General features: G+C 44.7%; 13 protein-coding genes. 3 read left to right on the forward strand and 10 right to left on the reverse strand.

Annotated features, from left to right (window positions below; translation table 11 throughout):
* Window positions 1-259 precede the first annotated feature (259 nt).
* Together NSS82_RS17780 and NSS82_RS17785 are read left to right on the forward strand one after the other, a co-directional pair.
* Complete coding sequence (locus tag NSS82_RS17780) at window positions 260-946, forward strand: GNAT family N-acetyltransferase (RefSeq protein ID WP_178944252.1); 687 nt, start codon at window positions 260-262, stop codon at window positions 944-946.
* A gap of 24 nt (window positions 947-970) precedes the next feature.
* Complete coding sequence (locus tag NSS82_RS17785) at window positions 971-1,279, forward strand: DUF4190 domain-containing protein (RefSeq protein WP_036676925.1); 309 nt, start codon at window positions 971-973, stop codon at window positions 1,277-1,279.
* Between the two features lie 76 nt (window positions 1,280-1,355).
* Here the strand turns inward: NSS82_RS17785 and NSS82_RS17790 are convergent, their stop codons facing one another.
* From NSS82_RS17790 to NSS82_RS17825, 8 genes are all read right to left on the reverse strand, one after another.
* The gene (locus NSS82_RS17790) at window positions 1,356-2,546 is read right to left on the reverse strand and encodes a Ger(x)C family spore germination protein (protein ID WP_076273240.1); all 1,191 of its coding nucleotides are present in this window, start codon (window positions 2,544-2,546) and stop codon (window positions 1,356-1,358) included.
* Window positions 2,539-3,642 (reverse strand): GerAB/ArcD/ProY family transporter, encoded by a 1,104-nt coding sequence (locus tag NSS82_RS17795; protein ID WP_076273241.1) that lies wholly within the window; start codon window positions 3,640-3,642, stop codon window positions 2,539-2,541. Before NSS82_RS17795 ends, NSS82_RS17790 begins: the two co-directional genes overlap by 8 nt.
* Before the next feature lie 37 nt (window positions 3,643-3,679).
* A complete protein-coding gene (locus NSS82_RS17800; protein ID WP_036677387.1) occupies window positions 3,680-5,350 on the reverse strand; it encodes a spore germination protein in 1,671 nt (556 codons plus the stop codon).
* 172 nt (window positions 5,351-5,522) lie between these two features.
* The gene (locus NSS82_RS17805) at window positions 5,523-7,721 is read right to left on the reverse strand and encodes a DEAD/DEAH box helicase (protein WP_076126645.1); all 2,199 of its coding nucleotides are present in this window, start codon (window positions 7,719-7,721) and stop codon (window positions 5,523-5,525) included.
* Window positions 7,718-9,037, reverse strand: a complete 1,320-nt coding sequence (locus NSS82_RS17810) for an ATP-binding protein (protein WP_036676916.1) — start codon at window positions 9,035-9,037, stop codon at window positions 7,718-7,720. The genes NSS82_RS17805 and NSS82_RS17810 overlap by 4 nt, the downstream gene beginning before the upstream one ends.
* 15 nt (window positions 9,038-9,052) lie before the next feature.
* The gene (locus tag NSS82_RS17815) at window positions 9,053-10,612 is read right to left on the reverse strand and encodes a TerB N-terminal domain-containing protein (RefSeq protein WP_076273242.1); all 1,560 of its coding nucleotides are present in this window, start codon (window positions 10,610-10,612) and stop codon (window positions 9,053-9,055) included.
* A gap of 187 nt (window positions 10,613-10,799) precedes the next feature.
* Window positions 10,800-12,002: an MFS transporter gene (locus NSS82_RS17820; RefSeq protein ID WP_076273312.1), complete on the reverse strand. Its 1,203-nt coding sequence runs from the start codon at window positions 12,000-12,002 to the stop codon at window positions 10,800-10,802.
* Window positions 12,003-12,093: 91 nt separating this feature from the next.
* The gene (locus NSS82_RS17825; RefSeq protein WP_036676915.1) at window positions 12,094-12,861 is read right to left on the reverse strand and encodes a DUF1836 domain-containing protein; all 768 of its coding nucleotides are present in this window, start codon (window positions 12,859-12,861) and stop codon (window positions 12,094-12,096) included.
* Window positions 12,862-12,975: 114 nt separating this feature from the next.
* Between NSS82_RS17825 and NSS82_RS17830 the strand changes: the two genes are divergently transcribed.
* Window positions 12,976-14,286, forward strand: a complete 1,311-nt coding sequence (locus NSS82_RS17830) for a hemolysin family protein (protein ID WP_036676912.1) — start codon at window positions 12,976-12,978, stop codon at window positions 14,284-14,286.
* 50 nt (window positions 14,287-14,336) lie between these two features.
* On the opposite strand, the gene NSS82_RS17835 is transcribed toward NSS82_RS17830, so the two are convergent.
* Together NSS82_RS17835 and NSS82_RS17840 are read right to left on the reverse strand one after the other, a co-directional pair.
* Entirely contained in the window at window positions 14,337-14,870 is a 534-nt protein-coding gene (locus tag NSS82_RS17835; RefSeq protein ID WP_076273243.1) for a GNAT family N-acetyltransferase, read from the reverse strand.
* 24 nt (window positions 14,871-14,894) lie between these two features.
* Complete coding sequence (locus tag NSS82_RS17840; RefSeq protein WP_076273244.1) at window positions 14,895-15,323, reverse strand: GNAT family N-acetyltransferase; 429 nt, start codon at window positions 15,321-15,323, stop codon at window positions 14,895-14,897.
* Between the last annotated feature and the right edge of the window lie 24 nt (window positions 15,324-15,347).

Here is a 15,347-nt window from a genome sequence, read left to right on the forward strand (position 1 = left end):
CGTATGCTGCTTCAAACAGCGAGCTTTATTTTCCCTAATATATTATAGCAGTCACTGTCAACCTTCTTTTTTCAATAGATTAATGATTAGTAAAGGAAAAATATAAATATCTGCATAAGTACAATTTATAGTAAAATATATAAATCTGAGCTAGGAGTGGATGGGTGTGCACCAGAACGAACAAATCATAAACAAACTACAAAAGAACCCCTTAAAGAATGTTAGCTTGTTAAAAATGTTAACCTCCTTCCACGAAGTCATGGAAACACATCTAGTAGAGCAAGGTGAGCAGTGGGGTGTTGTTTTACTTCTTCCAGCCACAGCATACGCATATGATCATAGGGTATATCCTCAAGCGGATTACATCGTATTTTTGGATTACAGCTGCCCCGATATATTTCCAGCATTACTAACGCTGCTCCCCACAGAGGCGAAGCTTGTTTTTAAACTGCAGGATGTGAAGTACCAAGAGGCACTGTCTGCGCATTTTTCTTTAGAAAAAGTTCGGGGGTTTTTCTCTTACAGCACAACTGAGGGGTTAAGGTATGTTAAGGACAAAGAAGTAACAATCAATCATTCATTTGACGACAGACTACTTCCACTTTGGGCTGCTAACCATTACAATAAGGAAGAAATTGAGGAATATTTCCAAAAAGGAGCGTTTTCCGTTTCAATCTTTCAGGGCGACAATCCGGTTAGTACCTGCCTAGCGTTCCGCAATGAAGAGCAGATTTGGGAAATCGGCGCTGTACATACTTTAGAAGCATTTCAAAGATACGGATACGCGAAAATGGTAGTTCGCACAGCCATACAAGAAACGTTAGAACGAGGCTTTATTCCACGCTATCACGTCCTTGAAAGAAATCAAGCGTCCATTCGTCTAGCTGAATCTATTGGACTTGTCCCTTGTGTGCAGCTAGAGCACTGGATTAACTACATTCAATAACAATTTCTATTGGAGGTGATTTTAATGAGCTATCCACCAAACGACAATTTGAACTATTATCAGCCTCCACCCCCTCCGGCACCAACGAATGGCAAATCAATCGCTGGTTTTGTCTTGGGAATCCTCTCCATTGTTGTGCCTTATATTGGTTTTCTGTTAGGAATTATTGCGATTATTCTATCCGCCTTATCGCTGAAGGAAATCCGTAATCGTTATGAACAAGGCAAAGGCTTAGCGATTGCAGGTCTGGTATGTGGAATTGTGGGCACGCTGATGTACGCAATTATTATATTATTCGTCGTTGTGTTTGTTTTTGCAGCTTCTACTTACTAACCACGAAAAGGATCTCAATAGCCATCATCGGCTGCTGAGATCCTTTTTGAGTTAACACGTTTATCAAGTGAACCCTTCATTCAGTCGTGGAACCAAAATCGGTGATTTTAAGCTTTACATCAAAGGTTAATGGCATCCGAATAAATTCCTCGTCCCAATGATCCTTGACCTTTTTCCAAACCTGCGGTTTTTCTATGCTGAACCAATTTCCGAACCCTGCCACATCTACTTTATAGGTGGAATGCATTTTGTGAATAAGAGCATTAATTTTTTCGGTCAATCTCTCCTCGAATATCTTCTCCAATTCTTTGAAATAGGCAACTTCCGCGGAATGCTCATTATCATCCCAATGCTCAATAAGACGTCCATCAGACTCAATCGCAACATGAAAGGAAAACTTCTCATCAGCAGTCTCCTTCAGTGTAATCTTGCTCTTGACTGATTTAATCTCATAAGTAATTGCTTCGTTTGACTGATCATATGTTTTGATGCTCCCGCCTTTAACATCGCCTTTGATCCAGGCAATACTCTCCACATCCTGTTGGTTCAGATTGCCGATCCAATATCCTGTGTCTCCCTTGATAATACCGGCGCCGGAAAACTCCACCTCACCATTTGCCTCAATAACGTTCTGCAAAACAAAGCTTTGCTTCGAATACATCAATGCATCTAGATTCGACAATGTTATGCCCTTCATAACTTTACTAGTCCTGAAGTGGTTATGGACCATGTCCTCCAGACGAAAAGAAGGAACCTCCTCTGCTGTCGTGTTTAGCGTATCAGACGCACGTCCTTGGCTAAGAAAGATGAGGCAGCTAGGGCGAATATCGTTATCACGCAACAGAAAGTCCATTAGCCGTCGGATTTTCTCCTGTTGTATCAATTTCTCGGATATGACAACAACCTTGAGGTGATGGCCTATAATCGGACGGTTCTTGCGGATCGAAATCTGGCGGAATACTTCAAGCAGGGAATCTCCAGACTCTGAAATATTATGGAAATGAGTTTTGGGTGTTTCACCTTCTTTGCCGGAGTTTCCAATTACATTTTCAGGCACAATTTGTACCGTAGCCGTCAATTTATTATGCTTAAGGTAACTTCCTCCGAGTTCCTCAAATTTCTTTTCGACTGTTTGGGGTTCCCCCTTGTCAAGCGCCAATCCCGTATAAACACTCAAGTCTTCAATTTCCTTACTGCTCCAGCAGCCGGACTGCGTAAGCAGAATCATAAATACCAATAGTAAGCGAATAACCTGCTGTCTAAACATTCTGCTTGAGTCCTTTCTTCCTAATGATTAATACAATCGACAATAACAGTGGCAGCAATATAAAGATCAGCACACCCATATAGCCAATCGCATCACCAAGACTGAAGACATCATTGATGCGTTGAGGGATCATCGTACAGATGAAGATGATGGGCATTAAAGCGAACATAACCGGATGGATCTTTAGGTGAAACACCTGGGAGATTCCGAGTGACGCATTAAAGAAAAAGCTGCAAAAATTGCAGAACATCTGCATCAGCCAGATAACCAGCAACGGAAATTCAAATCGTTCAAAAAAGAACCCTGAAATTTCAAAGCTCCGCACCAAATCTATCGTCGGCCAGGTGCTGGAGATTACAGAATTAATAGATAAGCCGCCGATAACCATTACAACAGTAACCAAATATAATACAAATGGTATGCTTAAACCAACCAACATTCCCTTGACTGCTTGCTGTGGATGCTCCATAAAGGCCGTCATTGTCATCACAACCTCACAACCGGTAAAGATCAGGATGCTCGACTTCATGCCTCGGATCACCGGGATCATACCTTCACTCAGAAAAGGACGCAAATGCTGGATATCAAATATTCTGGTACTTAAGATATAACAAATTATCAGGATAAAAATACTGATCGGAAATACAATCTGAAACACGCGGGCCATGGAATTAATCCCACCATACACCAAATAAGTGCCCACCCAGATGAACGGCATCACAATCGCCCAGATCGGTGTCCCTTCCAGAAGAAAAAACAATGTTACTTCCGCCAAAACGCGGATTTCGAAACCCGCTATCACAATAAAGTACAGAATCAATATTGTACTCATTACACTGCCTGGAATATTCCCAACAATTCTTTTAGAATACTGAAAGACAGTCTCCCCTGGAAATTGCTGGCTAAGCTTCACCATAACCAATATCACCAAAGATACGGTGATACCTCCCAGCACTACTGAAATCCAGGCATCGGGAGTCTGTACAGCCTTAACAACATTTCTGGGCAAAGTCAAAATTCCCGCACCTAGCATTGAATTGGTCAAGATTATGGAAGCCTGCGAGGTTGTGATCTTGTCATCAGTTCGTTTGAACACTGTGGTCTCCCCTCTGCTCCTGCTAAGAATACATTCTCTAGGACCTGCGCTTTTTCTTCTGGGTCTTCAGCATCTCCGGTCTTCGCTTCATGATTGATAACGGTGCACGGACGAACAAATCCTTCCAGTCACTTAACCGGAAAGGGGAAATAGGAGTGACGTAAGGAACTCCAAAGCTTGAAAGCCGAGTCAGATGACTGCAAATAAGCAGGAAGAAAAGGATGGTTCCGAACATGCCCAGGACCGCCGCAAATAACATGCCTGCGAATCGTAAGATCCGGAGAGTAATCCCCGCACTGTACATCGGTATGGAAAACGAAGAGATCGCTGTCACGGCTACAACAATTACCAGAAACGGACTCACAATACCAGCCTGTACCGCGGCATCTCCAATGATCAGACCTCCGACAATCCCCATTGCCGGACCTATGGGCTTCGGCAGCCGGATTCCAGCTTCACGCAAGATTTCAATGGAAATTTCCAGAATCAACACTTCAATTAATGCAGGAAAGGGTACACCTTGGCGTGTTTCGATAATGGAGATCGCCAGTTGTGTAGGAATCAGTCCCGGATGAAAGGAGATAAAGGAAATATACAGCGCCGGAGCCAACAGAGCCAGAAATGATGCGCAAAACCGGAGTATCCGCAAAAGTGTACCCGGAATCCAGCGCTCATAATAATCCTCAGGAGACTGCAAAAGCATACTGAACGTCACTGGAACAACGAGTGCAAACGGTGTGCCATCCAGCAAAATAGCGACTCTTCCCTCTAACAAGGAAGCAATTACCCGATCGGGTCTTTCCGTATTCTGTGTCTGCTGAAACGGGCTTAAATAATCATCCTCGATCAACTGTTCCACATAGCCGGATTCCAGAATAAAGTCCATATCAATTTTGGAGATACGTTCCTTCACTTCCTGGAGCAGATCAGGATTTACAATGTTTTTCATATAAGCGATAACCAGGTTCTTCTTGATTTCGCTGCCTACTTCAACCATTTTCATTTCCAGATTCTTATTAAGCCCTTGGCGCCGCAGCATAGAGGTATTCTCACTGAGCACCTCGGTAAAGCCAATCCGAGGCCCCCGCAGCAAAGCCTCTGAGGTCGGCTCAGTAATCGAGCGCACTGCTCCATGCGGAGAACCCACCAGCAACATCTCACACATGCCTTCGACAATCAGCGCAGTGTATCCGAATAGGACAAACTCCTGCAACTGGTCTAAATCCTTGGCTTCACTGAGCTGAGCTAGCGGGAGCATATTCTGTTTCAAGTAGTTGTATATTCCTTCTGAAGCCTGCGTTTCGCCGGCAAACATCAAATTCTGCAGCACCTGCTGATTGATCAGTTCTTCGTGCTGCATCCCCTCTACATAGACTAATGCGGCACGTGCCTGAATACCTTTAACTGAGAATTCACGAAAATGTACATCACTGTTCTCCCCCAATGCCGTTTTTATCGCTGTCAGATCGGCATCATAGTCCTGAGTAAAAGCAGTAGACACAGGAGGCTGCGGATTTACTTCCCGATTGTCATTCTTCTTCAGTTCCGCATCCTGTGATTTGGCCTCTGTTTCCTTAGAGCGTCCGCTTCCAACATAAAAATACAAATGCCTGTAAAGATAAAAAATCCCTACGGGAAAGAGCAGCGTAATCGCCGCCTGCATAAAAATTGTCCAGTCCGGAATATAAGAGACTATTTTAGGCCACATCGCAATCATCCTCTATAGGAATCTGTTAGTACTATTCTCCTTCCACCCTATTCTTATGCAACATTTGAAACTTAAGGAAAGTTCATATATCACCATGGGTCCGAACATAACAAAACGCCCGCTTATGCGGGCGTCTGCAATTTAGAGTATTTTCGATGTTTACTGCTCAAGGTTAATTAGGTTGCTGCCACTGCTTTAAAACTTCAATCAAACCCGGGACATCTAATCCATCCAAGGAAAAAGCTTTGCGCAGCAGCTCATGCGGGATGAACTCATCGTATTTTCCAAGGTAGGGTGCTTCATCTGGTGATAACAATGATAATGGATCTGTGGCAGCCATACTTTCGGCAATGATCTCTGCTTCCAGCGTTTCTGCATCAGTTTTACCCGCAACAACCATATAATAAGGTTCCATCGGAACGATAGAACGCAGTCCCAGAGGGCTCTTCAGATTGTTCTTCAGAAGGCGCTCCAGCGTGCGGAATTGCCGACTGCCCGCCCAGGGCAGAATGAACATAGAATCTCCACCCGCCGGCATAACGGATCGCACAAGCATTCCGCTTTCCTTCGCTAAACGACGAGCTCGTTCGAGCCGCGCAGCCGCACTCGGAGCTAAATACGGATACAATGAAGTGGCTCCTAAGATTTCACGGATCTTGTTCATGATGCGTGTATGTACATCCCCACCCGCACCAAGCCACAACGTATCTACTTTGCCGCGTGAGGTTTTCACATAAACGGCTTTATGGCGATTATCCACCTCTTCTACCTTCCAAAGCTTACCTGCCAGAGTAAAACAGTAGCCTGGTGGTGGAACCGTTGTGATCGATCCGATTTCCTCAGTTCCGTTATAGACCACATGCTCTTCATCATCTTTGAAGACCGCGTAGAAGCGGAAGTTATTCACGATCTTCTCTCCCGCCATCCCGATGATCAAGCTGCCTTCGTCCATCTTCTCAATTTGTCCCATGCCTAACATATAGGTCATGAAAATATCATAATCAGTAGGATCTATGGTTTTAAACGAAGGCAAACTCAGAACCGCTTCTTTTAAATCATCCGGTTCGGCCTCACCCATACTTTTCAAAATGCTCATCGTCTGATGGTATAGCAGTCCAACTGGCAGCTGACGCACGACCAGGGGTTCAACCCATTTCTCGCGCACATATAGCTCAATAACCGCTATCGCTCGAAGCAGTGTCCACGGCATCCGCGCCGGAAGCTGAGCTTCCTCGTCCTCTTCCTCGGGCGTGACAAAGATCATCTCGGATGCAGCGTCTCCACGCCTGCCCGAGCGGCCTAACCGCTGCACAAAGCTAGCACAGCTATAGGGAGCGCCAACCTGTAGCACTCGCTCCAGCTCGCCCAGATCAATACCCAGCTCCAACGTCAATGTCGCTGCGGCAACAGCCGGTCCGGTGCCTTGCCGCAGCGCGGCTTCCGTCTCTTCACGCAGCATCGCGGAGATGCTGCCGTGGTGAACGTGAAACACATCCCGTTCACCACGCTTCGCGGCCGTTCTCCGCATCTCTAGGGTCGCCGTCTCCGCATCTGAGCGGCTGTTGGTGAAGATCAACGCCTTCTTCAGATGCGTATGATCATAAATAAAATCGTAATAAGACTGCTTCGCACGTTCTAAATGCTCCGCCTGCACCTCATCCCGTGCATCCGGGAAAGAGAAATGCTCCACACTTAACCTGAGCTTACGCCCGCCTTGTGGAGCGGACACTTCAACGCTCTCCCGTGTGCCTGCCGCTAGCCACTCCGTGACAGAAGCGTAGTCGCTCAGCGTAGCAGATAGACCGATTCTGCGAGGATGGCATCCCGCCATTCGTGAAATTCTCGCCAGCTGGCTTAACACCTGGATCCCCCGGTCAGCTCCCATAAAGGCATGCACCTCGTCAATGACAATAAAACGTAAATCATGGAACAACGCTGGAATAGCATTCGGGCGGTTCATCAACAATCCTTCAAGCGATTCAGGGGTGATTTGCAGCACGCCTGAAGGATTCTGCACAAGTTTTGTTTTATCGGCTTGTGGTACATCTCCATGCCAGTGCCACACCGGAATGTTGCCTTCACGAAGCAAATCATTCAAACGTGTAAATTGATCGTTGATCAAAGCTTTCAAAGGGGCGATATACAAAATGCCAACCGAACCGGAAGGACGTTCATACAGCTCAGTAAGCGCAGGGAAAAAAGCTGCCTCTGTCTTACCTGAAGCGGTACCTGAGGCAATCAGCAGATGATGCGGGGTATCAAAAAGCACACGGCAAGCATCCACCTGTGCCTCACGCAAAGTCTCCCAGCGGTTCTTATAAATAAACTCTTTAATGAAGGGTGCCAGCCTATAGAACGGATTATCACTCATAATTCAAACTCCGCTAAGAACCCATCCAGTTCATTTTGCTCGGTCTCAGCTGGCTTAGCTGTTTTTTCGCCCACTAGCTGTTCAAAAGTAATCTCCGGATGCTGGTGGAGCGTATGCAGCAGATCCATGAAATCACGAACTACCTCCCGTGGAGTCAAGAGTTCCTCAGCCCCTAATCTTCCAACCGCTTCCTCCATAAAATGAACCAATTGTTCCTGTGATAAACGCGCTTCATAACCATAATGTAGGGCGTGAATCCCTTTAAGCTTTTGCAGCAGTACCAGAATTTCCTCGTGTGATAACATGTCCAGTGCAATGATAGGTCCAGTATAATTGTTCAGACCCGCCGCCCCGTATCGGCCAGCAACCAATCTCGATCGCAGTGCCTCATAACTAAATAATCCGCGCCGTCCATCTTCCACAAATTGCGGTGTTCCCCCTATAAAAATCCCAAGGTTCTCTGCCTTCCCCTGCATCGTATCATTGAACATGGTAAGCAGCTTTTCATAGTTGCTCTGGCGGGAAATACTGTTCGTAATTTTATAGAGATTGACACCTTCATCAATAAACAGCAGCAGACCTTTATAGCCAATTGCCGCGGTAAATTCCGCCCAAAGCTTCATATAGTCATACCAATTATCATCATCAATAATCACGCCAACCCCAAGCGCTTTGCGGGCTTCTGTCCGAGTTGCAAATTCTCCACGCAACCAGCGAAGCGAATCCTGTTTCTGGTCATCATCAGCCAGCTTGTGTGCATTCCAATAAGAGGCGAGTACTTTGGCAAAATCAAAACCATGTACCAAACCACGCATTTCAGAGGCTACAGCGTAAATTCGCTTCTCTACTTCTTCACCAAGCTGAGGGTGATCAGGTCCATATTCCTTCTCCTGCATCACGGACTGCTGTAGCGTAATAATCCATTTTTGCAGGATGATCTCCAACGCTCCACCATCTGGACGTGTGCGGGTCGATAAATGGCTCATTAGCTCCCGGTAAGTCGCTAGGCCTTGTCCTTTGGTTCCCACTAATCTGCGCTCAGGGGAGAGGTCAGCATCTGCTACTACAAAATCACGATCCATAGCGTAATTACGGATCATCTGAAGCAGAAAGCTTTTGCCGCTGCCGAATTTGCCTGTAATCAGCTTAAAAGCTGCCCCACCCTCTGCAATGTTCTCCATATCTCTTAATATGGCTTCAATCTCCGGCCGGCGGCCAACGGCTATATGCTCTAGTCCGATACGCGGAACAACACCAGCCGTCAACGAATTGACTAGCGCAGTTGTCATTCGTTTAGGTATTTTTAATTCACTCATCCAAAGTTCACCTCATTAAATATTGCGCAGCATAGAGATATATTCCTCAACAATGTCTTCACCCTCAATGATCAGATCACCGAGAATATCCATTGCGATTTCATTAATCTCATCAATTAAAAGCTCTGACATCGTGCCATTGGCAGCAGCCAGCTTCAGCATAGATTGACTTCCATCCTCATCCAAAAGAGCAAGCAGTGCTTCCCGTTGTAGTGGATTTAAAGCATTGGCAAACTGTTCTGCCTCCGACCCTATGTTAACCACTTGAGCTTCTTCAATCACATCTACAGGCAACAATTCTTCCTTGCTGTCTTTTATTGGACCGATTTCATCGATAGTTACATCGATCTCGCTATCCTCGTAATCTTCCTGCTCGTCCATATTCTCAACCGTAAGCATCGTCCGTACAATTTCAGAATCACTTTGCAGGCGTTCTAGCTTCTCCGGATCTATGACGACTGCCGGTCCCTTGTCTTCCTGCGTCTCTTTAAGGTACTCACGCTTTAGAAAACGAGTGATCAAATCGTCCATATCGGCATCCACATTAACACCTTTAAGTCGTCCGCGGTAGCCCATCAGTTCCCGTAGTTTATTCTCAGTCAGACGAAATAGCCTGGTAATCAGACTGCGAAGTGGTGGAGATTTACTAATACGTACAACCGGTATAAGAACAGAATAGCCATATAATGAAATGTCATATACGGCACTTCGGAATAAATAACGCTCCCGCATCACCGCTGGTCCAGGTGGAAACATTTCAACTAGATTGGAGCCGTGTTTCCGGGTGACATAAGCATTGATTAACGCCACGACCTGCGGAATGTATTGTTCAAGAGCTTCTTTGCCTTCTCCGATGTAGAACTTGGATTTACTAATATCATAGTCCGACATTGCCGTTAATACTGCAAAGGTTAGTTGCTCAGGCGCTGCGGTCAAGCCTCTCATTAATTCAAGTTCCGCCAGATCTCCTGCAAGACCACGTGAACGAGCCACAATGATAGAAAGCGGGACATCCAAGTGATGTACAAAAGAGAAGTCCGCGATCCAGCCGCCAAGATATTGATCCAAGCGTTTATAACTTTCCCGGTAAGCTTCCCAGATCTGATTTAGCTGCCTATAGCCATCATAAGGATCAGTCCACCCCACACCATTAATAAGCTCATATACATGCAGAAAAATATAAGAAAGATCTGTTTTCAGATATCTGCCTTGTCTAACTTCATTCCGCCAATAGAAATACCATCTGCTCTGCGTGCCTGTCATATGGCCATATGTAGGCCAGTAACTCTTAAAAGGAACAAATAGCGCTGAATCCTCAGTTTTATCAACCAATTCCTTCGCTCTTGTTACGAACTGCCCTTCGGTGGTAGTCACAGGCTCCGGTGTTTCCATCTCTGTATCCCAAAGCTGCAGCTGTAATGATGGTTCAGGGGATGAATTCGTTTTGCCTCTATTCGTTGAAGATGACTTAGACAACAGCGGTTCAGGGGAATTTCGCGGCGGAATCGGTACATTTTGTTCCGTACTTTCCCAGACTAATTCTGTGAAATGCGGCTGCTTCCTATCATTACTCATGTGCGATCGCTCCGTCCTTATAAATAAGGATTAATGTAAAAAAACGGTCCTGTTCACAACTGTGAAGGAACCGTTTTGTTCTTACGTAATAGTAGTGGTCATCCATACAGGACGACAACATCGTTTCTCCTTGATATTTTAGCATTGTTGATAGATTAACATCAAGTATGTAATGCAGAATCACACTTTAGAGAAGCTCGGTTCCCTTTGTTTCTTTGCCAAGGAACAATACCGCTAATGCACCGATAATAATCGTTACAAAAAATAACATAAAGATCGAGCCAATCGCCATAGATTTACCTACTAGAACCCCTACCAGCAAAGGTGCGATAATGCCCCCAATCCGGCCAAAGGACGTTGCTAAACCAGCACCTGTGGAACGAATAGCCGTTGGGTACAGCTCTGGCGTATAAGCGTACATGCCACCCCAAGCGCCAAGATTGAAGAAGGATAAACAAATTCCGGCAGCCATCAGCATTCCTTCAGTAGTCGCATTTCCGAACCATGCAGCGCTAACCGCAGTGAACAGCATATAGATGACTAGGACAAATTTACGTCCGAACTTTTCAATAAAGTAAGCGGCAGTAAAATATCCAGGCAGCTGAGCGAGCGTCATAATAAGCACATACTCGAAGCTTTTGACCAAGCTGAAGCCTTTAAGTACCATAATTGTAGGCAGCCATAGAAACATGCCATAATACGAGAACACCACCGTAAACCATAAAATCCACAACATAATTGTAGAACGGCGATATTCTGGCGACCATACGGTAGCGATTCGTTTCTTTAAGGAAACGGGTGCCTTTTTAATCTCAGCAAATTTCGGTGAATCATCAATCGCCCGTCTTAGATATAAAGCGTAGAGTGCAGGTACAGCCCCAATTCCGAAAGCTATACGCCAGCCATAATCAGGGATAATGAAGAACGCGATTAATGCAGATGCAATCCAACCGACTGCCCAAAAGCTCTCCAAAAGCACAACCGCACGGCCTCTCTCCTGAGCAGGCATGCTCTCTGAGACCAAGGTAGAAGCGACAGGCAGCTCTCCGCCAAGACCAAACCCAGCAATAAAACGAAGCACACAGAGGATCGCAAAGCCTGTTGCAAATGCAGATAATCCGCTTGCCGCCGAGAAAATAAGGAGTGTCCACAGCAATACCGGTTTACGACCAAAGCGGTCTGCTAATATCCCTGCCGCTGCAGCACCTACAGCCATACCGACGGAATTAATACTAGTCAATATACCGATCTGCTCCGGTCCCAGATTCCAATCCTTAGCTAAAGCTGCTACAACAAAAGAAATCATTCCGACGTCCATCGCATCGAACATCCAGCTCAAGCCAGCGCTGAAGAGTAATTTCCTTTGTTTCGGATTCCGCAGCAGTGTCATTTGATTCACTTCGAAGCCCCCTTATTTCAACCTGCTAACTAATAAAACTTACTTTTGATTGTTTCACTTATACATTTTAAAATTGAAGTGCTCAAAAATCAAGAAATAAAGCAGCATTAAAGTATTGCCTAGCCAGCGATTGAAAATAACAGGTCTGCACAGAAATTGTAGCGATAAGCAGCATATTACGAACGGATTCTCTCTGCGCTCTCGACAAATGTGTCAGCCGGTTAATTACACGATCTATAGAGCTTTTTAACGAGGTATCTTCTTTCCAAGAGAACTCCTTGTGCAACACTTGATCTACTTTACATTGCGTCTGAATCGATGGATTGCTTTTGATCTCCTCAAAAAGCCCTGCATATGCGTAATACAGCTTGGCCGGTTCAATTAGATCATCATCATCGCGATCCGGCTTTAGGAACATTAGCTGGAACAATTGGCGAATACTTTCAAAGTTAAGGGCTGATTTGAGATCATCAATAATAAACAAAAGCGCCGCCTGATTAACCGAATATTTCTTTCCTTCTTTAGGCGAACCGAGATATTCCTTGAAGTCGCGCTTGACCCAATTTTGCATAGCTGTGACGGTCAATGTGGAATACTCTATAAGATGGCCCAATGAAGCAATTTCACCAAGTGAAAAGCCTTTTACATGGCCGCCTTTAATGATCTTTTGTAATATGGGTGGAACATTGGTTGATAAAAAAGCGGGTAACGAAGTCCCCTTTTGTAATTCTTCACGGTGAAACTTTGCCCATGCCTCTTGGAGGATATTCAGCGGTTTCCGGTCTGACAATCCGGTCAATGAGAGCAGTAGACTGGACATCTCCACACGAGTCAATGCAAATGATTCCATATCTGTTTCCCTCCACCATTTGATATTTTACTGAAAAGTTCGTAGAATAGTTCATAAGAACTCATAATAATGAGTATAACCTATTTTAGGAACGAAAGGGATGGTAAAGATTATATGGGTATAGGACTTAGTTTGACGTTGGTGGTTATTTTGATTATTTTAACCGCTTTTTTTGTAGCAACAGAATTTGCATTGGTGAGACTTAGAGGTAGCCAGATCAGTCAAATGGTGCTTGACGGAAAGAAGAATGCCTTAGCAGTACAGAAGGTATCCGCTAATCTCGATGGCTATTTATCCGCTTGTCAGCTCGGGATTACTATCACTGCGCTGGGTATTGGTGCACTGGCAGAACCTGCATTCGAACAGTTATTGCTTCCTATTTTCGACTGGGCCAATATCAGTTCTAGTGTGAGTCACCCTCTTGCGTTTTTACTCGCATTCATCATTGCAACATTCTTACACGTCGTTGTCGGAGAACTTGCTCCGAAGACGGCAGCTATAAACATTCCGGAAAAAATCGGTCAAATTACTTCACCGCTGATTATTTGGTTCTACAGAATTTTGTACCCTCTCATTTGGTTCATGAACGGTTCCGCTAATATGCTTGTTCGACTTTTTGGGATGAAACCAGCTAGTGAGCATGGAGACGCGCATAGTGAAGATGAGATTCGTTTGATCTTGTCCGAGAGTTACGAAAGTGGGAAAATCAATAAAGCCGAATATGGCTATGTTAACCGAATCTTTACTTTTGATGAGATGCTCGCCAAAGAAATCATGGTTCCGCGAACCGATATGGTATGTCTTTTTACCAATCATTCGTTGAAAGAAAATTTCGAAATTATCCGCAAGGAGCAATATACTCGTTTCCCTGTGGCACAAGGCAGCAAGGATAATATTATCGGAATGATCAACACGAAACAGCTCTATTTGCAGTATGATAACAATCCTGATTTTGATTTCCACAGCTTAATTCAACCCGTACTGACAGTATCTGAGGTGACACCAGTCAAGAATCTTCTAACTCGTATGCAGTTGGAGCGTGTGCATATTGCCTTGCTGCTTGATGAATATGGTGGAACATCCGGTCTCATCACGATTGAAGATATTTTGGAAGAAATCGTTGGTGAAATCCGTGACGAGTTTGACGGTGATGAACGCAGAGAAGTCGAAAAAATAAGCGATACTAACTATCTATTCGATGGTAAGGTATCTCTGTTAGAGGTCAAGGATCTTACAGGGCTTGATTTCGAAGATGAAGAAGTGACCACAGTTGGAGGTTGGGTATACAGTCATATTACCGATCCAGCCATTGGCAAAAGTATTGTTCGTGACCATGTAACATTGACCATCCGCGAGATGAACAGATACCGTGTCCGCAAGGTTGAAGTTGTTATCGAACAATCAAGCAACACTGAATCATCATAAATTACGAAATCATAACCTTTATTCATAAAAAAAAGGATAGGGTCATCAGATTAAATCTGATCCTCTATCCTTTTTTCTTTTGGGAGAATTTTGCTCATATAATATTCGTCCACCCACTCACCATCGATAATAAGAGATTTCCGCTTCGTCCCTTCGATTTCAAACCTGTTCTTGATATATAGCGCCAAAGCAGCTTGATTATGGGTCATGACGGATAACTCAAGACGAACAATCCCATTGTTCATAGCCCAGATGTCCATCTCACGGAACAGGCCAGCTCCAATCCCATTCCCCTGATATTGTTTCTGAATCCCAATCACTATGTACGCGCTATGTCTATTACGTCTAACACTTCCACCTCTAACAGACAAGTAACCTGCCAAATGATTGTCAACCTCTGCCCCTATAAGAATTGAAGTTTCTGCTACCAGAAAGCTTTCGATCATTTCTTTGACCTGACAAAGACTAGCTTGTCTTTCATCCGGTTCCAATAACATAAATTTGGACTCCTGGTCTAACTGATGCTGAAGTCGAAGCAATTCACCTGCATCCTCCGGCACCAGTTCTCTAAGTGTAACCATCATATCATCACTTCCAATCGTAAATAACTATAAATACTTCTTGAACAACTTGCTGGAGCTGCCATCATAACCTAGATGCTCGTAAAAACGATGCGCTTCTTCTCTCTTTGCAGCACTTGCTAACATAATCTTAAGGGCTCCCTTGGAGATTGCTACATTCTCGGCATGTCTCATTAGCATTGCGCCATACCCTTTTCCTCGTACTTTTTCAGCCACAATAACTCTTTCTATAACAGCAAAGGGCCTATCGTCACACAAAGCATCCATACAAAAATGAAGATGTAACGACCCGACAATTATTCCTTGTTCTTCGTACACATAAAGAAAACTATCCGGATGATCTGCTATCTGCTTCAGTCGCTCAGGGGATACATAGATAGCTGGATGCTCAGGCAGCAAAATCCGGTATAGTTCTTCAATATTGATAGCGTCTTTGGGCACAGCTTCTCTTATCATTCGTCTACTCCCTTCTATATAACG

The sequence above is a fragment of the Paenibacillus sp. FSL H7-0735 genome (assembly GCF_038008505.1).
Classification (GTDB): domain Bacteria; phylum Bacillota; class Bacilli; order Paenibacillales; family Paenibacillaceae; genus Paenibacillus_AQ; species Paenibacillus_AQ odorifer.